Genomic DNA, 22882 nt, shown 5'->3' with positions numbered 1-22882 from the left:
CCGGATCCGCTGTTCCGGTCGCGACGGCCTATGTTTTAACTGTCCTTCACTCAACTGTCCTGATAAAAATCCACTTTTCCGGTTTCAATATCGTACATGGCGCCGACGATTCCGATTTCGCCGTTGTCGGCCATGGCGTTCAATAGCGGACTTTGCTTTCTGATATGGGCCACGGAGAACATGACGTTTTTCTCCGCAACCCTTTGCACCAGCTTCTTTTCGTCGGCAAGCGTTTCGGGCGGCTCGTTTTGCCTTACCGAATGCACCGCGGGTTTGATCTTGGTCAGAAGCCCGGTGAGATTATCCAGTTCGACGTCCGCGCAGGCGCCCTTGATGGCGCCGCAATGGCTGTGGCCGAGCACCACGACCAGTTTGGACCCGGCCACTTTGCAGGCGTATTCCATACTGCCCAGAATGTCGCTGTTGACCACGTTGCCCGCTATCCGGGCGCTGAAAACGTCGCCCAGACCCTGGTCGAAAATCAGCTCCACCGAAGTGCGGGAATCGATGCAGCTTAGAATGATGGCGATCGGAAATTGCCCCTGGCGGGTGTCGTTGACTTGTTCCAGCAGATTTCTGTTCGATTTCAGGTTGTTCATGAACCGTTCGTTGCCTTCCTTCAGCAGCTCCAGCACTTTCGCCGGGGTCAACGATTGCTGGGAATCGTAGGTCTGCGCCCGTGCATTCTCGAGCGGAGGCAACGGCCCGTAGCCCCGCAGATTTTCCACAGTAAGCCGGATGTTCCTCAATTCCGCCTCGCGCCTGAAATTCTGGATGATTTCATACACGTCGTAATCGATGTATTTCGAACGGGTCGCGTCGATCACCACTTCCGAATGGTCGGGCAGGTGTTCCAGCGTTTGCTGGATATTGGCCTTGTTCAGGAACGAGACGTGCTCGGACAGCCTCAAAATGGCTTTATTGCCGATTTTGGCTTCGAAGAAATAACAGGAAGTTCTGTAACTCTCCAGCAGGACGGCAATGAAAGCGGCGGTCAGCCCGATGAGGATGCCGGTGAGCATGTTGGTCAGCACCAACCCCAAAACGGTGATGCAGAAAGGCACGAAATGATACTTTCCCGCTTTGTGCATCGACTTGAAGACTTCCGGTTTGGCCAGCTTGTAACCGGTCACCATCAGGATGCTGGCCAGGCTCGCCAACGGAATCTTGTTGATCACGGCCGGAATGAAAATAACCGTCACCAGCAGCAGGAGGCCGTGCATGAAACCGGCGGCCCTGGTTTTGGCGCCCGCTTCGATGTTGATCGAGCTGCGCACGATCACCTGGGTCATCGGCAAACCGCCGATGAAACCGCAGCCGATGTTGCCGATGCCCTGGACCACCAGTTCCCGGTTGGTCGAGGTGACCCGCTTGTAAGGGTCCAGTTTGTCCACGGCTTCGACCGCAAGCAGAGTCTCCAGGCTCGCGACAATCGCCAGCGTCAACGCGGTTACGTAGACTTTGGGATTCACGAATTGCGCATAATCGGGGGAATACAACTGGCTCAACACATCGGCCGTGTTCTGGAATACCGGAATATTGACCAGATGAGTGCTCTCCAACGCCATCTCCGGAAAATAGGCGATCAACAACTGATTGATGCCGGCGCCCGCCAGGATGGCGGTCAAGCCGCCCTGGAGCAGGTGAAAGAAAGAATGTTTCTTGACGAACGGCTGTTCCCACAAAACAAGCACGGCCAGCGACACGGATGCGATCAGGATTGCTCCCGGCGACACGAACTCCAGCATGTGGGACAGTTCGGAAAACGACGAGAAACTGTCCAGTTGCAGGAAGGAATCGTCGCCTTCGTAGTCCAGGTCATAGCCGACCGCATGCGGCAACTGTTTCAAAAAAAGGATGATCCCGATCCCGAAGAGCATGCCGTTAATGACCGAGGAGGGAAAGTAATACGCAATGACCCCGGCCCGGATCATGCCCATCAGAATCTGCAGGATTCCGGCAAAGACGAGGGCCAGCAGAAACCCGCCGAAACCGAGATCATGGATGTCGGAGGCGACGATAATCGCGATACCGGCGGCCGGTCCGCTGATGGCCAGCGAAGAGCCGCTTAACGGAACGACGATCAGTCCGCTGACGATACAGGTAATCAAGCCGGCAAACAACGGCGCGCCGGAGGCCAGGGCGATCCCCAGCGATAACGGAATGGCGACCAGAAACACGGCAATGGCCGCAGGAAGATCGTTTTTCAGTGTGGTTTTCAGGTTGTTGAAATCGAATCCGGACACGCTGTCAATCCTTTAATCGAATGGGTTTATAGTTAAGAACGGCGTTTTTTAAAAGACCTGAGGGGATTTTCAAAACCTCGCAGGTCAAAAACGCGCCTCTATTTGTTTCTGTTCGGCATCAGGTACACTAGCATTGGCGGCGTTATTCTTTTTAAGTATTTTTATCTTAGCCGCGAAAGCTTTCATCAACCTTTCAAAACTTCGGGCCAATGAAAATTTTATTAGTTGAAGACGATGCCGTGTTGGCGGACGGATTGAGTCATACGCTGACTCAAAACGGCTACCGAGTCACCCCGGCCGTTTCCGGATCCTACGCCGAGTCTTTAATGAAGGCGGAAGACTTCGATTTGGTCATTCTGGATCTGGGGCTGCCCGACATGGACGGGCTGGAACTGCTGCGCAGACTGCGCCATCGTAAGGTGCCGGTGCCGATCATGATCCTGACCGCGCGCGACAGTGTCAACGACAAAATCGTCGGGATCGAGCAGGGCGCCGACGATTATCTGACCAAACCGTTCGAACTCAGGGAACTGGAGGCCAGAATTCACGCCCTGATCCGCCGCTGTTACGGCGGCTTCCGGAACGACATCGTCATCGGGCAACTGACGCTCGATACGCGCAATCATCAGGTGCTGGCGGAAGGCCAGCCGATTGCGCTGTCCAGGCGTGAATACAATGCTCTGGAAATCCTGTTGCTGCAGGCCGGAAAAGTCGTCTGCAAGGACCGGATCGGTCAACGCTTGTCGGCCGACGGCGACGCTCTGACCGACAACGCCATTGAAATCTATATTCACCGTCTGCGCAAGCGGATCCGGCCCTACGGCGTCATTATCCGAACGGTGCGGGGGCTCGGCTATTTATTGGAGAGGACGGAGGATGAAGAAAATCAAAAGTCTTAAGAGCGAACTCTTTTTTCGGCTGGTCGTTCCTCTTGTTTGTTTCGTGATACTCGATATCGCGATGACTTACGTGTTCACGTTTTATTACGTCAACGAAGCCTACGACCGCTGGTTGCTCGATTCGGCCAAGTCGTTGACGCAGGAAATAAGGGTGCAAAGCGGTGAGGCGGTCGTAGAATTGCCTCCGGCGGCTCTGGCGATTTTCAAATGGGATGAACTGGACAAAACCTATTTTAAAATTGTTTCCTCCCAAAAAGGCGTTCTCGCCGGCGACCCTTCGGTGCCGGAGCCGAAAAAGCGGAAAACCGACCGCTCCCGCTCCGTTTTTTACGAAGACGAAATGTACGGCGAACCGGTCAGAATCGTTTCCGTTCGCATCGACGACGTCGCCGCGCCCGATAAAATTGCCGTTTACGTCGCCGAGACCCGCAACAAACGCCGGACGATGATGCGGGATATTTTTCTGGCCGATCTGGTTCCGCAGATTTTATTGATCGTGGTGACTGCCGCGTATTTGTCCGCAGGACTCAGAAAAGGTTTGCAACCGCTGCACGACCTGGCCGCCGTCATCGCCGAGCGCTCCCCGAAAGATCTGGAGCCGATTCCGGAAACCCACGTTTTCCTGGAGGCGCAAACGCTTGCGAACACCATCAACGGCCTGTTCGAGCGCCTGGCCCTGGCCATCGCCAGCCAGCAGCGCTTCGTCGCCAACGCCGCGCATCAATTGCGCACGCCGCTGGCCGGACTCAAGCTTCAGGCGGAGCGGGCCCGGCGTGAACAGGATCTGGTCGCGATGAAGCCGGCCCTGGCGAAGATTGAAGAATGCGCGGACCGCCTGTCCCATCTGACGACGCAACTGCTGGTGCTGGCCCGGTCCGAACCCGTTTCCGGCAGCCCGGAACTGAACCGGGTGGATTTGAGCGCGCTGGTGCGGGAGATCTGCATCGACTGGGTGCCGAAGGCGCTGCACCGGAAAATCGAGCTCGGCTACGAAGGCCCGGACCGGGCCGTGTACGTCAGAGGCGACAGGATCCTGCTCGGCGAACTTCTGGCCAATCTGCTCGACAATGCGATCGCTTACGGTTTCGAACACGGCAATATTCTGGTGAAGCTCGAAGCCGGCCTCCGGCCGCGGCTCGTCGTCGAGGACGACGGACCCGGTATGGCGCCCGACGAACTGAGCAAGGTTTTCGAACGCTTTTACCGGATTCCGGGCAGTCAGGGCAACGGCTGCGGACTGGGTCTGGCCATCGTCAAGGAAATTGCGGATCTTCACCAGGCCCGGATTGCAGTGAGTCGGGCCGGAGACCTGGGCGGAACCCGCGTCGAGCTGGTCTTTAACCACCGTTCTGAATGAAGCGGTTCGCTTTCTGTCCAATGGTTTTCCTGCTCACCTTCGCGGCGACGAATGTTCCGATGGCCATGGCCGGCCTTGCCGCAGAACGAGTCCGCGCAAAGTCAAAAGCAATCATTCGATCTTAACCGGAGTGCTTTCCCAGCTATGCAAGACCCCATCGCAAGCCATTTACTGACGGCGATAGCCGTTATTTCGTTAGCCGCATTGCTGATCGCTGCCGGAGCGGTATTGATTTCCTGGGCGGTGTCCCGGCTTTATCGAGCCTGCCGCCACCGGCTCGGGGCCGGGCGGCCGGTACCGCCGGGGCAACCACCGATCGCCGCCGCAAAAGAGCCGGAACGGCCCGACTGGCATACGATGCCGCTCGACCGGGTAGCGGCGGCGCTGGCTTCCGATCCGTCCGGCGGTTTGACGCAAGCCGAGGCGGCTGCGCGCCGGCAGCGTTTCGGCCCCAACCGATTGGCGGAAGCGCCCGCCCGGTCGCCCTGGCTGCTGTTTTTTTCGCAGTTCAAGAGCGTTCTCATTCTGGTCCTGATGGCCGCTTCGGCGCTGGCCGCCTTCGTGGGCGACCTTCAGGACGGCGCGGTCATCCTGGTGGTCATTTTGATTAATGCGCTATTGGGATTTTATCAGGAGTTTCAGGCGGAAAAATCGCTGGCGGCATTAAAAAAAATGCTGGCCTTGCAGACCGAAGTGCGCCGTGACGGCCGCAGCCAGTCCCTGGCCGCCGATTTGCTGGTGCCGGGGGACGTCGTCATGCTCAAGGCCGGCGACAAGATTCCGGCCGATGGCCGCATACTCTGCGCTCACGCGCTGGAAGTGGACGAATCCTCTCTGACCGGCGAATCGCTGCCCGTCGCCAAGCAGAGCCAGGCGTTGGCTTCGATTTCCCTGCCGCTGGCCGAACGCAGCAACATGCTCTACATGAACAATGCCGTGACCCGCGGGCGCGCCGAAATGATCGTGACCGAGACCGGCATGGCGACCGAAATCGGCAAACTGGCCGGTCTTTTGGCGCAATCGGAAGACGCCGCGACGCCTTTGCAACGGCAGCTCGACGGGCTCGGCAAGCGCATGGCCGCGATCGCGCTTTCGGTCATCGGGTTGTTGTTTACCGTTAATCTGTTGCGGGGCGAGGAACTTCTCCAGACCGCCTTTACCTCCATCGCCCTGGCTGTGGCCTCAATTCCGGAGGGATTGCCCACGGTGGTGACCGTGACCCTGGCTCTGGGACTGCATCGGATGGCGCGGCAGCACGCCATCGTCAAACGGCTGGCTGCGGTGGAAACGCTGGGCTGCACAACCGTCATCTGCACCGACAAAACCGGAACCCTGACGCTGAATGAAATGACCGCACGCTCCGTCTTTTACCAAGGGCGGAACTTTCGCGTGACCGGCAGCGGCTACCGACCGGACGGCGAGATTCGCCCGGCGGACGGAGAAAAAGCGCCGTCCGACCTCAGCCGCTTGTTGCTCCCGCTGGTCTTGTGCAACAACAGCCACGTCCGGGAAAACCGGGCGCTGGGCGATCCGATGGAAGCGGCATTGCTGGTGCTGGCGGCCAAAGGCGACATCGACAACGAAGAGATTGCATTCCAATGGCCGCGCCTGGCCGAACTGCCTTTCGATGCGGCCCATAAATTTATGGCCACTTTTCATCGGCAGGATGAAAAGATCCGGCTATTCATCAAAGGCGCGCCGGAAGTCTTGATCCGAATGTGCCGTTTTGCCGCCGGTGAAGAAGGCGAGCCTATGCCGATGCGGCCAGAAGCACTGTTGGCGCAAAACGAACGGATGGCAGAGACCGGCCTGCGCGTCATCGGGGTCGCGGAGAGAACACTGCTTTTGCACGATTTCGAGCACGAGGGCGATCTGTTTCAATACATCGAGGATCTGACTTTCCTCGGCCTGATCGGCTTGATGGATCCTCCCCGGCAGGAAGCGAGGCAGGCTATCCGGCTTTGCCATCGCGCCGGGATCCGGATCAAGATGATTACCGGCGACCAGAAAATAACCGCAAGCGCGATTGCGAAAGAACTGGGCTTGTCGGGCCGAGTGATCGAAGGCAGCGAGCTGGCCGCTCTCGACGACCGCAGTTTGTCCGCCCTGATCGACGGGATTGCCGTCTTTGCGCGCACCGCCCCGGAACAAAAAGTCCGGATCATTCAGGCACTGAAAGCCGAAGGCCATATCGTCGCAATGACCGGCGACGGCGTGAACGATGCCCCGGCGCTGAAAACTGCCGATATCGGCATCGCCATGGGCATTACCGGGACTCATGTCGCCAAGGAAGCCGCAACGATGGTGCTGGCCGACGACAATTTCGCCACGATCGTGAGAGCGGTCCGGGAAGGACGGGTTATTTACGAGAATATGGTGAAGTTCATCCGGTTTCAGTTGTCGACCAACATCGGGGCCATTCTGACCGTGGCTTCGGCGCCGTTGCTGGCGCTGCCGCTGCCGTTCAGCGCGGTGCAGTTGCTCTGGATCAACATCATCATGGACGGGCCGCCCGCGATGTCGCTGGGCATCGACCCGTGTCGCGACGGCACCATGTCCGAGCCGCCGCGCGCTACCGAGGCGCGTATTCTTTCCTGGCGCCGTTTCGGCAATCTGTTTGCTTACGGCCTGACCATGGCCGTCGGCACCTTAGGCGTTCTCTATCACGATTTGCTGAACGGCGATGAGGCTCATGCGAAAACGCTGGCTTTTACTACCTTTGTGCTATTTCAGGTATTTAACGTATTTAATGCGCGCTCGGAGCGGGAAACGGCCTTTAACGAGCAGTTTTTTGCCAATAAAATGCTCTGGCTGTCGATTTTAGGCGTCGTTATTCTACAATTCATCGCCACCCACTGGCCGCCCGCGCAGCTCATATTCCGCACCACCGAATTAAGCCTTTCGGACTGGCTGACGGCCGGCGGCGTTGCGGCGTCCGTACTGGTGCTGGAAGAAATGCGGAAGTTGCTGAGAAAAGCCGTCTCTTTTTTCCGCTCCGGGAAGCTTTGATTGTATAATTCCCGGCACTCTCCCTGGCCTGCCTCCCGGGCCGACCGAGAGCGTTTTCCTTGCGCCGGGGTCGAGTCCCCGAGAACTTGCAGGCTCTTCAGCCGGCCCGGGAACTCGGCCGGATAAATCAATACACGGAGTATTATGCTGACACGTCGTCGATTTCTGGGTTACAGCACAGCAGGGCTGCTCACGGCAGCAACCGGATGCACGCCTCCCTTTCTTGAAGACCCGGCCGATCGGGACGCACATTCTTCCGGAACCGTCCATCCGTCGCTGGCAAACAAGGCCGGGCTGGCCCGGCTGAAAAACCGTTTTCTGGGTTACCCGGTCAACTTGACCATGCCCTCCGAAGAATTTTTTGCCTGGCGGCAAGAGTTGCAGTCGGTGGGCATCGGCCAATTTGCCTACAACAATGTCGGCAATCCGTACAAGGAAAGCGCCATTCCTTACAATACCCACGATCTGGAGCGCGAGCTCATTGCCGGAATGAGCAAGCTGTATGCTTTCCCGCCGCAGGACATCTGGGGCTTTTTGTCGCACAGCGGCACCGACAGCAACATGCACGGCATGTACATGGGGCGGACTCTTCTGCAAGGGCGTACCGGCAAATTGCCCAAGGTGTATTTCACCCGGGAAGCGCATTACTCGATCCAGATCCTGAGAGATTTGCTGGGGCTCGACGCCGTATTCGTCGATACGCTGCCCGACGGCGGCATGGATCCGTCCGATCTCGAACGGAAGCTGGCCGACAACGTTTCCCGTCCGGCGCTGGTGGTGGCCACCGTCGGCACTACTTTCAAGGGAGCCGTCGATTCCCTTGACCGGATTCGGCAGGCGCTCAAGGGGCATTCTTATTATCTGCATCTGGATGCCGCTCTGTTCGGGGGCTATCTTCCCTTTACGGCTCATGCCGGAGAAGTGGCTTATCGGAGCACGGCCGATCCCGGCACGCCGCGTTACGATTCCATTGCGGTATCCTGCCACAAGTTTTTCGGATTTCCGGCGCCGGCCGGTTTGTTCATCACGACAAAAAGCCGGTTCGAGGAATTTAACGAACTGTTCGGCCGCATTCACGACCCCGAATACATCCACCAAGTGCCGGGCACGATCACCTGCTCCCGGGATGCGGTCAAGCCGGCGGAGTTTTATTATTTTTCGACGCCCGAAGCGCAGGAAAGACTGGCAAGAGACGCACGATCGATGTTGGCGAACACGTCCTGGCTGATGGAGCGGATGCAGTCCCGCTTTTCCGGCTGGCAGCCGGCGCGCATGAACGATCTGTCCAACACCGTTTTTTTCCGAAGGCCGAGCGACCGGCTGGTGAAAAAATATTCACTGGCCACGATGCATCTGACGATCGGCTCGCAGCGGCTGGATTATGCGCACGTGGTGATCATGCCGCATGCCGATCGGGGCGTGCTGACGGAATTTCTGGACGATCTCGAGAAAGACCCGCCGGGTTTTTGAATTCCGGCGGAGCGAGAAATGCCCGCCGGAATTCATTGCAACTCAAATCAAAATCCATTTAAGATAAACCGTCTTTCGACACTGGAGATGAGACCTCCAGTAGAAGGAATCGAGACAGAAGAATGTGGCCCAATCGGCTGTGCAATCGATGGGTGGAGATAAAGGCACGCGCTATGGTATTAGAATCTGGTAATAATCTTGTCTACGTCTCGCCATTCGAACCGACCGGATCCGTTTTGCATGCGAGGCTGTCGTAAAAATCAATACAGAACCCTCTCCCCGAGGGGAGAGGGCAGGGAGAGGGGTATAAATCAATGTGTTACTTTATTTTCCCCCTCACCCCGACCCTCTCCCACGGGGAGAGGGAGCTTTTACGATACCCTCCATGCGCCGACGACTTAAAATCTGCTCAGCAAACACAACTTTATTCATAGGTACAGTGACATGCAAATCCCATTACAGATCATTTTTCGTGGTATTCCTCCTTCCGAAGCCGTCGAGGCCCGAATTCGTGAAAAAGTCAATAAACTCGAAAAATTTCATTCGCACATTATGAGCTGCCGGGTGGCCGTGGAAGCCGACCACCGGCATCACCACCAGGGGAATCAATATCATGTCCGTATCGACATCACGACGCCGAACCGGGAAATTGTGGTCAGCCGGGATCATCACGACCGCAAAGAGCATGAGGATGCCTATGTTGCGATACGGGATGCTTTTAATGCCGCGTCCAGGCAACTCGAAGACTATGCCCGCATTCAGCGCGGCGAAGTGAAAACGCACAATTTGCAGACGAACGGCGTCGTGATTCGCCTGGTTCCGGAACGGGACCACGGTTTTATTGAAGCCGAGGACGGCCGTGAAGTTTATTTTCATCGAAACAGCGTGGTTGGCAAAGGCTTCGAGGCTCTTCTGGTGGGCGACGAAGTCCGTTTCGTCGAAGAAGCCATCAGCAAGGAAAGTCCTGACGAAGAGAGTCCTCAGGCCACTATCGTGTATCCGTGAAACCGCTTTATCGATGCGGTCGGGTTTAAAGTTTTGTGCGGGCTTACAAAGGATTGATGAAAGAGACGGATAAAAACGTCCTTTCGGCGGGTCCAATCGTTTAATTACGGTCATGGGAGGGCACACCGCGGCTTGGCAACGCCATGGACAGTTTCGAGCATCTTTGAGAAAAACGCGTACTGTGGCCAAACCGTCTTCCTGCCATCCGGGACGGGCCTCACTCCGAGTATCGGGTTGTCTTTATTGCATGGTTGCGGGCTGTTGAAAAACGCGAAGAAGGGCAGTAAATAAACTTATCAGCTCATCGTAGGACTAACGTACATGCCATTACGCGATCTTGAATTACTGATGTGGGCGGAAGCCTGTGAAATGCTCGACCGGGCCGATCGGCTGCATCGGCAGTTTTTCAGGCCGTCGGCGCGGCCGGTGCAGCGGCTCACCTGGGAACCGCCGATCGATGTTTACGAGACCGCGGAGGAATTCATCATCATGATGGCTTTGCCCGGAGTCAGCCCCGAGGATGTTCGCATCGCTCTGGAAGACAACCGGATCCATATTCAGGGAGAGCGCAATCTGCCGATCCGAACGGAAGCTCGAATCCTGCGGCTGGAAATTCCTTACGGGCGTTTTGAGCGGTCTATCGAACTTCCCGAAGGCGATTTTGAACTGGGAACCCATGAACTGATTCAGGGGTGCCTGCTCCTTACCTTGCGAAAAATGTAACGGATTTTTATGAACATCAAGGATCTTAAAAATCTGATTCTGGACTCGCTGTCGAGTTCGGAAGAGGCTCCGAAACAGGCTTTGCCGTCGGACCAGGACGTTTTCGGGAAAATTCCGGCCGTCCCCGACGATGCGCTCGTCGTGGTGCCGATGCGCGGCACCGTCCTGTTTCCTCAGGTCGTGCTGCCGCTGGTCATCGGCCGCAAGGAATCGGTTGCGGCGGTGCAGCACGCCGTCCGTTCCGAAAAACCGGTGGGCCTGTTGCTGCAATTGAACGACAACGACGAGGATCCCGGACCCGGCCAATTATACCAAGTCGGCACCGTGGCAGAGATCCTGCGGTATCTGACCGCGGCCGACGGCAACCACCACATCATCTGCCAGGGCAAGCAGCGCTTCCGGGTGAGGGAGTTTCTGCCGGGCTATCCTTTTCTGGTCGCCAGGATCGACGTATATGAAGAATCCGAGGCGACCGGCAAGGGCATCGACGCCCGTGTGGTCACGCTCAAGCAGCAGGCCGCCGAAATCCTGAACCTGTCCCGGCAGGCGCCCGCCGAATTGATCAACGCGATCCAGTCGGTGACTTCGCCGGGCATGCTGGTCGATTTGATCAGCAGCTTTTTGATCACCAAGGCCGAAGAGAAGCAGCAGATACTGGAATTGTTCGACGTTCAAAAACGGCTCGACAGGGCGCTGGACCTGATGAATTACCGCATCGAGGTTCTGAAGCTGTCCAGCCAGATCAGCGAACAAACCCAGGAAACCATGGGCAAACGCCAGCGCGAGTACGTGCTTCGGGAACAGATGAAAGCCATTCAAAAAGAGCTGGGCGAAGACGAGGAGAACGCCGCCGAGATCGAGGAAATCGATCAGGCCATTACCGCTGCGAAGATGCCGGAAGAAGTGGAAAAACACGCGCGCAAGGAACTCGACCGGCTGCGGCGCATGCAGGACGCCAGCGGCGAATACTCGATGCTGCGCACCTATCTGGACTGGCTGACCGAACTGCCGTGGTCGGTGGCGAGCCCGGCCAACATCGACATCGCCAGAGCCCGGGACATTCTCAACGAAGACCATTTCGGCCTGGAGAAGGTCAAGCAGCGCATCCTCGAATTTCTGGCCGTGCGCAAGCTGAATCCGAACGGCAAGAGCCCGATCCTTTGCTTCGTCGGCCCTCCGGGCGTCGGCAAAACTTCGCTGGGCCGCAGCATCGCTCGCGCCACCGGACGGGAGTTCGTCCGCACCAGCCTGGGCGGCGTGCACGACGAAGCCGAAATCCGGGGCCATCGGCGTACCTACATCGGCGCCTTGCCCGGCAACATCATTCAGGGCATCCGCAAGGCCGGCACCAATAACCCGGTGTTCATGTTGGACGAGATGGACAAGCTCGGCACGGGCATTCACGGCGATCCGTCCTCGGCGATGCTGGAAGTGCTGGACCCCGAGCAGAACTCGACCTTCCGCGACAATTATCTGGCGGTGGCTTTCGACCTGAGCCACGTCATGTTCATCGGCACCGCCAACGTGCTGGACAGCATTCCGATTCCTTTGCGCGACCGCATGGAAGTCATCGAGCTGTCGGGCTACACGCTCGAAGAGAAGGCGCAGATCGCGCGGCGCTATCTGGTGCGCCGGCAACTGGAGTCGAACGGCCTGACGGAAGAGCAATGCTTCATTACCGACCGCGCCATCGAGACCATCATTCAGGAATACACCCGCGAGGCCGGCTGCCGCAACCTGGAGCGGGAAATCGGCGCGGTCTTCCGCCACGTTGCAATGCGCATCGCCGAAGGCCAGGCGGAGCACGAACGGGTCGACGCCGAGCAGATTCCGGCCATTCTCGGGCCCAGGAAATTCGAAAGCGAAGTCGCGATGCGCACCAGTGTGCCCGGCGTCGCCACGGGGCTGGCCTGGACGCCGACCGGCGGCGATATTCTGTTCATCGAAGCGACCCGGTTGCCCGGCAACGGCAAACTGATCCTGACCGGGCAGCTCGGCGAAGTCATGAAAGAAAGCGCCCAGGCCGCGCTGAGCCTGGTCAAGGCGCGGGCGCAGCCGCTGGGCTTGAACCCCGACCTGTTCGAGCACAGCGACGTGCACGTCCACGTGCCGGCGGGCGCCATCCCCAAGGACGGGCCCAGCGCCGGCATCGCGCTGTTCACCGCGCTTTACTCCGCCTTTTCCGAGCGCACCGTGCCGAGCGACGTCGCCATGACCGGCGAAATCAGTCTCAGAGGATTGGTGCTGCCGGTCGGCGGCATCAAAGAGAAAGTGATCGCCGCCGCCAGGGCCGGAATCAAAACCGTACTGCTGCCGAAACGCAACCAACGGGATTTTGAGGAAATACCCGACGTCGTCAGAAAACAGCTTCGGTTTGTCTGGCTGGAAAACGTCGACGACGCGTTAAAGGTGGCGCTGGAGGGGGCGCAGCAGAATCCTTCCGCAGCGGCTTCGTAGAGGGGTTTCCGAAATTCGGCAGCCTGTGTAGGTCGGGTTAGCGCAGCGTAACCCGACAATAACGGATTTTCTGTCTGTTAGAGTAAAATCTTATCCCGGTTTCCGCCCCCGGTACAACGACACGGAGCCCGACAGCGTCGAAAATCGTCTCCGCTCTTCCACCTCGGCGAAACCGGCCGCGCGCAACCGGTCCGGCAGCAGTCCCCGAACATTCCCGTCCATCTCTTCCGTCCAGCGCAGCGCCCACGACACCAGCCTGCCGTAAAGCGTATACGGCTTGCCGAAATCGAGCAGATGGAATTCGCCGCCCGGGCGCAACACCCGAAACGCTTCCGCCGCCGCATGCCGCTTGTCTTCGTCCGTCAGGTGATGAAACGTGAACCCGGAAAGAACCCGGTCAAAACGGTTGTCCGGGTAAGGCAGCCGGCTGGCCGAGCCTTGTTGAAAGCCGATCGCCAGCCCCGCAGCAAGCGCCTTGCGCCGGGCGATGGCCAGAATTCGGGCGTCGACGTCGAGCGCCGCCACGGCAGCGTCCGGCGCCGACCGTTTGACCAGCAGCGCCAGCGTCCCGGTGCCGCAGCCCACCTCCAGCACCGCATCGCCCGGACTGATCTCCGCTTCCTGCAGCAGACAGGCGTTGAGCTCGGTCACGGGGAAGGTCTTTTCGATGAAAAAATCGTAATACGGCGTCAGCCAGTGAAAATGCAGGGCGGGGATGAAGTGCGGTTGTTTAGTCATTTGTTATGGTAGCGAAGTGCTTTCGAGCGTTTTTGGAGAGGATAACCGACTCACTGGTAAAATAGTCGGCCCCCTGTTCGACCTGAACGTCATGGCCTATCTATAATAAAGAAATTTTTGACGTTTTCGGACAGAAACGTACAAATTGCCGCTATGCGCGTGCAAAGTATATTGCTGAAACAGTTGCGATGAAATATTCCGAGATGGTGAATTCTTGCAAGTGATCACGTCCTTCCATGCGAAATATTTCGCGCACGAGCTTACACTGCAGCATGCGCCCAACGGCAGAGGCCGGCTGTCGCAATCTCTATCCGATGCCGGCGTCTTTTCTAAAAAATTATAATGAACAATACCGATAAATACCGCACCCGCCTCGTCAACCTGCTGAAAGAGCTCTTCCAACTTGATCAACCGGAACTGGATTTCGGTTTCTATAAAATCATGCACGCCAAAAGCGTGCAGATTACGCACTTTCTGGAAAACGACCTGCTCAAAGTCATTCAGGACGCCTTTGGCGAAGCCGATGAACACCGGATCGCGGAAGCCAGGGCAAACTACGAAGCGGCGCTTGAACAAGCCAAAAAATTCGACGCGCCCAACCCGGAAGATACCGACGGCGTCAAGGAAGCCAAGGCCGCTTATGAGCAGACCAAGGACGGCGGCCATGCCGAAAGCGAAATTTACGACCATCTCTACCGTTTCTTCGAACGCTATTACGACAACGGCGACTTCATGTCGCGCCGTTATTACGCCCGCGAAAGCGGCAGCCGCGCCGCGCCTTATGCCGTGCCTTATGACGGGCGCGAGGTGTATCTGCACTGGGCGAACAAGGACCAGTATTACATCAAGAGCAGCGAATATCTGAACAACTACAGCTTCGACCTCAACGAAGCGATCCGCCAGCAAGCGCAATCAGCCAAAACGCCGGGACTGGAGCAATTCGCCAGCCATGACGAACAACCGCTAAAAGTGCATTTCCGCATCGTCGCGGCCAGCGAAGGCGAGCACGGCAACATCAAGGCTGCCAGCGAGCAGAAACGCTTTTTCTTGATCCACGCCGCGAGGCCGGTTGAATTCATCGACGGCGAACATAGGGTGGATAAGCGTAGCGCATCCACCGATACCGACGCGCCGGTGGATGCGCTACGCTTATCCACCCTACAAATCAATTTCGAATACCGCCCCGATGCCGAAAAAACCGGTCAGGACAATAAATGGCAGGAAACCCGGCTGCGAGAAGCGGAAGCCGTCATCGTCAAGGCATTGCAAAACCAACCGGCCGCGGTGGATTTTCTTAAAGGACTGACGTTGCCAGCGCCGACTGACAGCAAGGACAAACGCACCCTGCTGGGCAAATACCTGCAAAAATACGCCGCACGCAACACTATGGATTACTTCATCCATAAAGACCTCGGCGGATTCCTGCGCCGCGAGCTGGATTTTTACATCAAGAACGAAATCATGCGCCTCGACGACGTCGAGAACGCCGACGCGCCGCAAGTCGAACACTATCTGGCCAAAATCCGCGTACTGCGCCGCATCGCCCGGCAACTGATTGCGTTTCTGGCGCAACTCGAAGAGTTCCAAAAAAAGCTGTGGCTGAAGAAAAAATTCGTCACCGAAAGCCATTACTGCATCACTCTGGAGCGCATACCGGAAAGCTTTTACGCCGAGGTTGCCGCCAACGATCGCCAGCGCGAAGAATGGGTCAAGTTGTTTGCTATTGATGATGTACAGGGAAGTACGAATGCCGCGGGAGGCAGGATGCCGGGAGCGGCGGATGTACAGGGAAGTACGAATGCCGCGGGAGGCAGGATGCCGGGAGCGGCGGAAATTGCCGCGGATCTGACGCACCCCGGCTACAGCGAGCCGCTCACGCTGGAGTTTCTCAAAGCCAATCCGTTTCTGCTGGTCGATACCGCGTTATTCGAAGAAGGTTTCAAACAGCGGTTGCTGGCCGAAATTCCCGATTTGGACGCGCAATGCGACGGCGTGCTGATCCATTCGGAGAATTTTCAGGCGTTGGGCTTGATGCAGGAGAAATATCGGGAGCAGGTGAAGTGTATTTATATTGATCCACCGTATAACACGGGCGGAGATGGATTTGCCTATAAAGATAGTTACCAGCATTCGAGCTGGTTATCGAATATCCATAACCGATTAGCTTTGGCAAAATCCTTGCAAGCCGATGATAGCAGCATTTCCGTTTCTATTGACGATAACGAAGTGGTTAATTTATCCCTGTTATTATCGTCATTATATGGAGATGCTTGCAAAATAGCCGACCTGATATGGCAAAAGCGATATTCTCCAGATATTCGCAAAGCAATTAGCGATGCACATGAATATATATTGGTTTACGCAACTGATCCTTTTGAATTCAAGGCAAAGCGTAATCTATTGCCCTTAGGAAATGACCAAATCAAACAGTTTTCTAATCCGGATAATGATCCTCGTGGACCTTGGAAGGCAGATAATTTTACGGCGCCTGGTTTCCGTCCTAACCAAATGTATGAAATAGAAACGCCAAATGGTCGAAAGCTTACACCGCCGCCGGGACGTTGCTGGATGGTTACGCAAGAAAATTACGAAAAGTTAAAAGAAGATAAACGTATTATTTTCGGAAAAGACGGTTCCGGCCGTCCTGCAGTAAAACGGTTTTTGAATGAAATGGAAGGCATGGTCCCATGGACATGGTGGGATCATCAATCCTCTGGACATTCGCAAGAAGGCTTAAAGGAAGGTAGCGATCTTTTTTCCAGAGAAGGCACGTTTTCTACGCAAAAACCGACCCGACTCATTCAAAAATTACTGCATATTACGACTTCGAAGACGGCTAGTGTCTTTGACTTTTTTGCTGGTTCCGGGACAACTGCCCACGCAATAATTAATCTCAACCGTGAAGATAACGGTAATCGCAAATACCTTCTTGTTGAGCAAGGCGATCATTTCAATACCGTCCTCAAACCCCGCATCCAAAAAGTCGTCTATTCCAAAGACTGGAAAGACGGCAAGCCCGTATCCCGCCAAGGCATCAGCCACTGCTTCAAGTACCTGCGCCTGGAAAGCTACGAAGACGTGTTGAACAATCTGGTGTTCAAAGAGGATGCCGCCCGCGATGCGGCCTTGGCGAGCAATCCCGAGTTGCGCCGCGATTATCTGCTCAATTATTTCCTGGACGTGGAAACCCAAGGCAGCCAAAGCCTGCTGAACGTCGCCGATTTTCGCGATCCGGCCGCTTACCGAATGCGGATTAAAAAGCCGGGCAGCGACGAGCAAACGATGCAAAGCATCGATCTGATCGAAACCTTTAACTGGCTGATCGGCTTGTGGGTGCGGCACATGGCCGCGCCGCAAACATTTTCGGCGGAATTCGCCCGAGAAACCGATCCCGACTTGCCGCAAGATCAAAACACCCGCTTGCGCTGTACGCGGCTGAAGCCGGTGGCCTTGGATGCCGGAGAATCCTGTGGATGCGCTTCGCTTATCCACCCTACGTCCATGACGAATGGCATTGGTAATGGATGCGCTTCGCTTATCCACCCTACGTCCATGACGAATGGCATTGGTAATGGATGCGCTTCGCTTATCCACCCTACATCTACGACGAATGGCATTGGTAGGGTGGATAAGGCGCGAGCCGCATCCACCAAGCATCACGACCACGATGAACCGCGTTATTGGTTTCGCCTGATCGAAGGCTACACCTTAAAAGTGCCGGGCGACAATACTTCGAAAGTTCCGACGCTGATCGTCTGGCGCAAGCTGACCGATAACCCGGAAAAAGACAATGCGGTGCTGCAAAAATACCTGCTGGAAAAATTGCAGATTTCGCCGCGCGAACACGCCTATGGCGTGATTTACGTCAACGGCAGCCATGCCTTGCCCAATCCTGTTGTCGAAGGCGAGCAGACCAAGGTACGGTTGATCGAAGAGGCTTTCCATGCCGCAATGTGGGCCGGGGAGTAAGGCATGAATCCTGCCGAATCGTCAGGTCAACCGTATTTGGCCAAGAAAGTCGTTATCATTGCCGGCCCGAATGGTGCAAGGCGGCCACCTTGAATCAAGCTAAAGACGAAAATGCCCGTTCGGTCGAGACGGCCTTGCTCCGCGCCGCACAAAAAGCCCGCTTGCTGGCTATCAAGCGCATACGCCGTTGGTGGCGGTAAGTATCAAGTAGGGTGGATAAGCGAAGCGCATCCACCATGAAAGGCTTGGTGGATGCGCTTCGCTTATCCACCCTACATCGACGTCGAGATAAGTTAAATGGCGGTTACAGAATGAGCGAATACCGGCGCGTCTACATTCCTGGAGGCAGCTATTTTTTTACAGTGGTGACTTACCGACGCCGACCCGTTTTTTCCGAGTCTTGCAATGTAGCTGTTTTGCGAGCAGCATTTAAACAAGTGATGGCAGCGAAACCTTTTGAGATCGACGCCATAGTGGTTTTACCCGACCATCTGCACTGCCTTTGGCGCTTACCTAACGGAGATGCGGATTTTTCAGGGCGTTGGCGGGAAATCAAAAAATACGTTTCCAAACGTATCGGTGATTCGGGAAGACGACCGGGCGAACGCGATGTTTGGCAGCGGCGGTTTTGGGAGCATGCCATTCGCGATGAGAACGACTGGCGGCGGCATGTGGATTATATTCATTTCAATCCTGTTAAACATGGCTTGGTTAGCTCTCCTGGCGAATGGCCTTATTCATCATTTAGAAAATTTGTTTCAGCCGGTTGGTATGACGTTGGCTGGGGTGCCGGCGGATTGCCGGATAACATAAAAAACATCGATTGCGAGTGATTAAGGTAGGGTGGATAAGCGAAGCGCATCCACCATGGAAGGCAAATTTGGTGGATGCGCTTCGCTTATCCACCCTACATTGAGACGATTCAAATGGCTGTAAAACCCAAAACCGCTAAGACCGGCGGCAAGAAGACCGGACAAACATTGCCGTTTGCCGACAAGCTGGTACTGAACCAATGGATCCTGTCTTTGCTGGGCATCGATACTTTTGCTGAACATCAAGACGGCAACCGCCGGGTGCGTCCCATGCAGTTGCTGGCGAAACAATTGCGCGATTGCCGGGAAGGTCTGGACAGCGACAACCTGCATTATTTTTATCAGCAACTGCAAAACCATTGGCAACCGGGCGCCACCTTGAGTCCGGCGGCGCTGCTCAACTACGAGCAAAACATCGTCGCCCACACGCTGTGGCTCAACGAAGGCCGGGACCGGCCGATCGAATGGAAATATTACCAATGGCTGTCGTTGTTGTTTGCGGAAATTTATCTGCACCATTACCTTGCCGACCGGGATAAACTCTTGGCGCAATTGAACGATTACGTGCGGCGCTTTAATGACCATTGGCACGCCAAGCAGTACAGCACCGGCATCAGCGAATACAGTGCAGACGAATTGAATAAACTGTGCCTGCAAAATGCGACCGGTTCCGGCAAGACCCTGCTGATGCACATCAACTATCGCCAGTTTGCCCATTACGCCAAGGAAGCCGGTAAGCACGACGCCGTGACGCGCACTTTGTTGATCACGCCGAACGAAGGCTTGAGCAGCCAGCACGAACAAGAGTTGAAACAGAGCGGCATCGAAGTATCGAGGTTGGTGCTGGACAACAATGACATCGGCAGTACCGCCAATCTTTTCGCCAGTGGTTACGGCCATTTGAGCCGTATAGACTTTATCGAGATCACCAAGCTGGGCGACAAGGACGGCCCGAATACCATCGCTACCCGCAACCTCGGCGATCAGAACCTGATCTTAGTGGACGAAGGCCATCGCGGCATGGGCAAGGCGGAAGAGGAAGGCTGGATGAAGCAGCGCGAACGGCTGGTAGAAAAAGGCTTTGCGTTCGAATATTCGGCGACGTTCAAAGAGGCGGTCAAAGCCTCCGGCAACGCCAAAATCGAAGAAAGTTACGCCAAAGCGGTATTGTTCGATTATTCCTACCGTTATTTTTATGAAGACGGTTACGGCAAGGACTATCGCATCTTCAACATTCCCAAAACGCAAACCGATCACGAGTTTTTATACCTGTCGGCCTGTTTGCTGAGTTTTTACCAGCAGTTGCGCTTGTACCGCGAACGCAGGCTTCAATATGCGGCTTATAACGTCGAGAAGCCGCTCTGGGTGTTTGTCGGTTCGAGCGTTGCCAAAGCCACCGAAAGGAATAAAAAAGGCGAGACGGTCGTTGACGACACCGCCTCCGATATCGTGCAGGTGTTGCGTTTCATCAACCGATTTCTGTCCGAGCCACAGCAAGCCGTCAAATCGATCGAAACCTTGTTGCACGACAACGGCACCGCGACCGGCTTGGTCGATAGGAACGGCCACGATATTTTCCATGGCGCATTTTTGTTTCTGCGCAAGCAACTACAAAAAGGCGAGAAGGCTGCCGAGATGCACGCCGACATCCTCGGCACGTTGTTCAACAACCGCGCCGGCGGTCAATTGCACGTTCTGCGTTTGAAAGGGGATAGCGGCGAGTTGGTTTTGAAAGCCGGTCATGGGGACAACCATTTCGGCTTGATTAATGTCGGCGATGCTTTGGGGCTGGCGAAGCACATACAAGAAACTTGCCCGCAAATCGTAGTGGACGACAGCGATTTTGTAGCCGCGCAATTCGCCGGCATCAAGGAATCGTCCTCGCCGATCAATCTGCTGATCGGAGCGAAAAAGTTTGTGGAGGGCTGGGATTGCTGGCGGGTTTCGACCTTGGGTTTGATGCGCGTCGGCCGCAGCGAGGGTTCGCAAATCATTCAGCTTTTTGGCCGGGGCGTGCGTTTGAAAGGCTACGAGTGGTCGTTGAAACGTTCGCGGGCGGCGACTCCGCTCAAACAACCGGAATACGTTCATTACCTGGAAACCTTGAACGTGTTCGGGGTGCAGGCCGATTTTATGGAGAAATTCCGCGGCTTTTTGGAAGAAGAAGGTCTCCCGGCCAACGACCGCAAGGAAGTGTTCCAGATTCCGATGAACGTCACTTACGATTTTGGCCACAAGCTGAAAGTGATCCGGCCCAAGCTGAAAAAAAGCGACGGCCGCGAATACAGTTTTTCCCGCGACAGAGCGATGCCCTTACTCGGCGGGGTTCCGGAGGCGATGCGCAAAAACCGCATCGAAGTGGACTGGTATCCCAAGATTCAGGCAATCGTCGCGCAAGGGGTAAAATCGGGCGCCGCTGCCGCCAATGCGAATGAAGCGGCCTTCAGCGATGAGCACATCGCCTTTCTGGACATCAACAAGCTTTATTTCGATTTGGAACAGTACAAGGCCAGGGAAAATCTGTACAGCCTGATCATTGTGCCGCAAGCCATCCACAGCCTGTTGAAACGTCATGACTGGTACGTGCTTTACGTGCCGAAAAACCTGATGGCGATGAATCACTACGCCAACGTGCGCGTCTGGAATCAAATGGCCCTGGAGTTGCTGAAAAAATACTGCAAACGGTATTACTTGCATTCCGTGGACGCGTTTATTCGACCCCGGTTTGAAGTTCGGGAGTTGGAAAAAAACGATGACAATTTACCAAAAGATAATGAATCCTACCATCTGACGGTCGATGCCAGCGAAGCGGATTTAATTGCCGACATCGAAAAATTGAAGTCCGAAATTGAAGAAGAAATTAATGCAAGGAAAGGTAGTCGACTAATTCCAGCTAAGAAATTGCAAGCCTGCATTTTGGATAATCATCTCTATCAACCATTGTTGTATGCAGAGAAAGACTGTCTGATTTCGATTGCCCAGGTTTCGCTCAACGACAGCGAGAAGAATTTCGTCGTGGATTTGATGGGTTGGCTGGAAGCCCATGAACCCAAGCTGCTCGAAAACAAAACATCCATTTTTCTGTTGCGCAATAAATCGCGCGGCAGCGGCATAGGTTTTTTCGAGGCGGGCAATTTTTATCCCGATTTTATCTTGTGGTCGGTTACCGGCAAACGACAGGTCGTCGCCTTTATCGAACCGCATGGCATTACCCATGAAGGGCCGGAGCACGACAAGGTGCGTTTCCATAAAGTCATCAAGGAAATCGAGCAACGTCTGTCTGATAAAGATGTTCGGCTGGAGAGTTTTATCGTCACTCCGACCCGTTATCAGTTGGTCGAAGCCATGGGATACGACCGTCAGCATTGGGAAGATCGGCACGTGTTGTTTATGGATACGCCGGCCTATGTGGAAATCCTGATGAAAAATATCGTTCCTGATGATTAAAGCATGCCAAGTTTTGGTTCAGCCACATCCTGCTTCGTGGGCTGCCGTTTTTTAGAATGTCCAGGACGGATAACACTTTGTTGATTTTTTTTGCCGGTGAACTGCGATTCATGGATGTTTAAAAAAATGCGGGCAATGGAAATTACCCGCGAAGGTCGTGGAAGGAAGTAACTCGCGAAAAAACAGCTCAGGGTGTACAACAAGATGGAATCCAGGGTCATCGGGCCATGCCGCGCAAATTCCTGCCGTAGTAACCTGCGGCCAGCACCGGTCGGACGCGCCGTTCGAGAGCGTTTTCCTGTCGTCCGGGCGGAGACGTTAGACCCACGCCGGTTGGACGGCGGTTCGAAAAGGCTTTAACTTCCGCCGCCTCCCGGTAATTTCCGCCAGGACGGCAGCTTCCCGAACAACCCCCGGCAAGTGCCGGTACAATGACCCTGGAGTGGAAACAAGTCTAACGAATTTTATTTTACGGGAAAATGCGGCGAATTGACGCGCGACAATAAGCCGCCGATATTGGCAGGTTAATTGCTTCACTTATCTGTTTGTCCCGATGAAGCCCGGGAAAAGCGTGAGTACGTCTGCAATCGATCGACCGGTTTCGGGTCAAATGACGCATCTGTTTCATGGCATTTGCCGTATTCGTTGCTGCCAGAAACGGGCGAGACGCGGATTATGGCTCAGCGGCTTTTCAGAGGAACCGATCGTGTTTTGCCCGACGTTTCAGGCGCTGGGGTATTCGAATACCGG

Annotated in this window: 12 protein-coding genes; 10 read left to right on the top strand and 2 right to left on the bottom strand. The window is 55.5% G+C overall.

Annotated features, from left to right (window positions below):
* Positions 1-50: 50 nt before the first annotated feature.
* Positions 51-2246: a bifunctional SulP family inorganic anion transporter/carbonic anhydrase gene (locus tag A3OW_RS0114035; protein WP_020564079.1), complete on the bottom strand. Its 2196-nt coding sequence runs from the start codon at positions 2244-2246 to the stop codon at positions 51-53.
* Positions 2247-2455: 209 nt separating this feature from the next.
* Between A3OW_RS0114035 and A3OW_RS0114025 the strand changes: the two genes are divergently transcribed.
* The 7 genes from A3OW_RS0114025 (at position 2456) to lon (ending at position 13166) form a co-directional block, all read left to right on the top strand.
* Complete coding sequence (locus tag A3OW_RS0114025) at positions 2456-3145, top strand: response regulator (protein ID WP_020564077.1); 690 nt, start codon at positions 2456-2458, stop codon at positions 3143-3145.
* On the top strand, positions 3123-4502 hold the full coding sequence (locus A3OW_RS0114020; protein WP_020564076.1) for a sensor histidine kinase: 1380 nt from the start codon (positions 3123-3125) through the stop codon (positions 4500-4502). Before A3OW_RS0114025 ends, A3OW_RS0114020 begins: the two co-directional genes overlap by 23 nt.
* Before the next feature lie 144 nt (positions 4503-4646).
* On the top strand, positions 4647-7511 hold the full coding sequence (locus tag A3OW_RS0114010) for a cation-translocating P-type ATPase (RefSeq protein WP_020564074.1): 2865 nt from the start codon (positions 4647-4649) through the stop codon (positions 7509-7511).
* 144 nt (positions 7512-7655) lie between these two features.
* A complete protein-coding gene (locus A3OW_RS0114005; RefSeq protein WP_020564073.1) occupies positions 7656-8981 on the top strand; it encodes a pyridoxal-dependent decarboxylase in 1326 nt (441 codons plus the stop codon).
* A gap of 444 nt (positions 8982-9425) precedes the next feature.
* The gene (locus A3OW_RS0114000) at positions 9426-9986 is read left to right on the top strand and encodes an HPF/RaiA family ribosome-associated protein (protein WP_020564072.1); all 561 of its coding nucleotides are present in this window, start codon (positions 9426-9428) and stop codon (positions 9984-9986) included.
* Positions 9987-10307: 321 nt separating this feature from the next.
* Positions 10308-10709: an Hsp20/alpha crystallin family protein gene (locus tag A3OW_RS0113995; RefSeq protein WP_020564071.1), complete on the top strand. Its 402-nt coding sequence runs from the start codon at positions 10308-10310 to the stop codon at positions 10707-10709.
* A gap of 9 nt (positions 10710-10718) precedes the next feature.
* On the top strand, positions 10719-13166 hold the full coding sequence (gene lon, locus A3OW_RS0113990) for an endopeptidase La (protein WP_020564070.1): 2448 nt from the start codon (positions 10719-10721) through the stop codon (positions 13164-13166).
* A gap of 90 nt (positions 13167-13256) precedes the next feature.
* On the opposite strand, the gene A3OW_RS0113985 is transcribed toward lon, so the two are convergent.
* A complete protein-coding gene (locus A3OW_RS0113985) occupies positions 13257-13904 on the bottom strand; it encodes a class I SAM-dependent methyltransferase (protein WP_020564069.1) in 648 nt (215 codons plus the stop codon).
* A 342-nt stretch (positions 13905-14246) separates the two neighbouring features.
* Between A3OW_RS0113985 and A3OW_RS28630 the strand changes: the two genes are divergently transcribed.
* From A3OW_RS28630 to A3OW_RS0113960, 3 genes are all read left to right on the top strand, one after another.
* Positions 14247-17873, top strand: a complete 3627-nt coding sequence (locus A3OW_RS28630; protein ID WP_020564067.1) for a site-specific DNA-methyltransferase — start codon at positions 14247-14249, stop codon at positions 17871-17873.
* Between the two features lie 311 nt (positions 17874-18184).
* Positions 18185-18706, top strand: coding sequence for an REP-associated tyrosine transposase (locus tag A3OW_RS27185; RefSeq protein ID WP_083918213.1), 522 nt, complete (start codon positions 18185-18187; stop codon positions 18704-18706).
* 93 nt (positions 18707-18799) lie between these two features.
* Positions 18800-22132 carry a DEAD/DEAH box helicase family protein gene (locus A3OW_RS0113960; RefSeq protein WP_232422388.1) on the top strand — a complete coding sequence of 1111 codons (3333 nt, stop codon included), beginning with the start codon at positions 18800-18802 and terminating at the stop codon, positions 22130-22132.
* Positions 22133-22882: the final 750 nt, after the last annotated feature.

This window comes from Methylosarcina fibrata AML-C10 (assembly GCF_000372865.1).
In the GTDB taxonomy this organism is placed as follows: Bacteria; Pseudomonadota; Gammaproteobacteria; order Methylococcales; family Methylomonadaceae; genus Methylosarcina; species Methylosarcina fibrata.
Note: the sequence above shows the minus strand (reverse complement) of the source record. Positions and strands in the feature narration are given on the sequence as shown.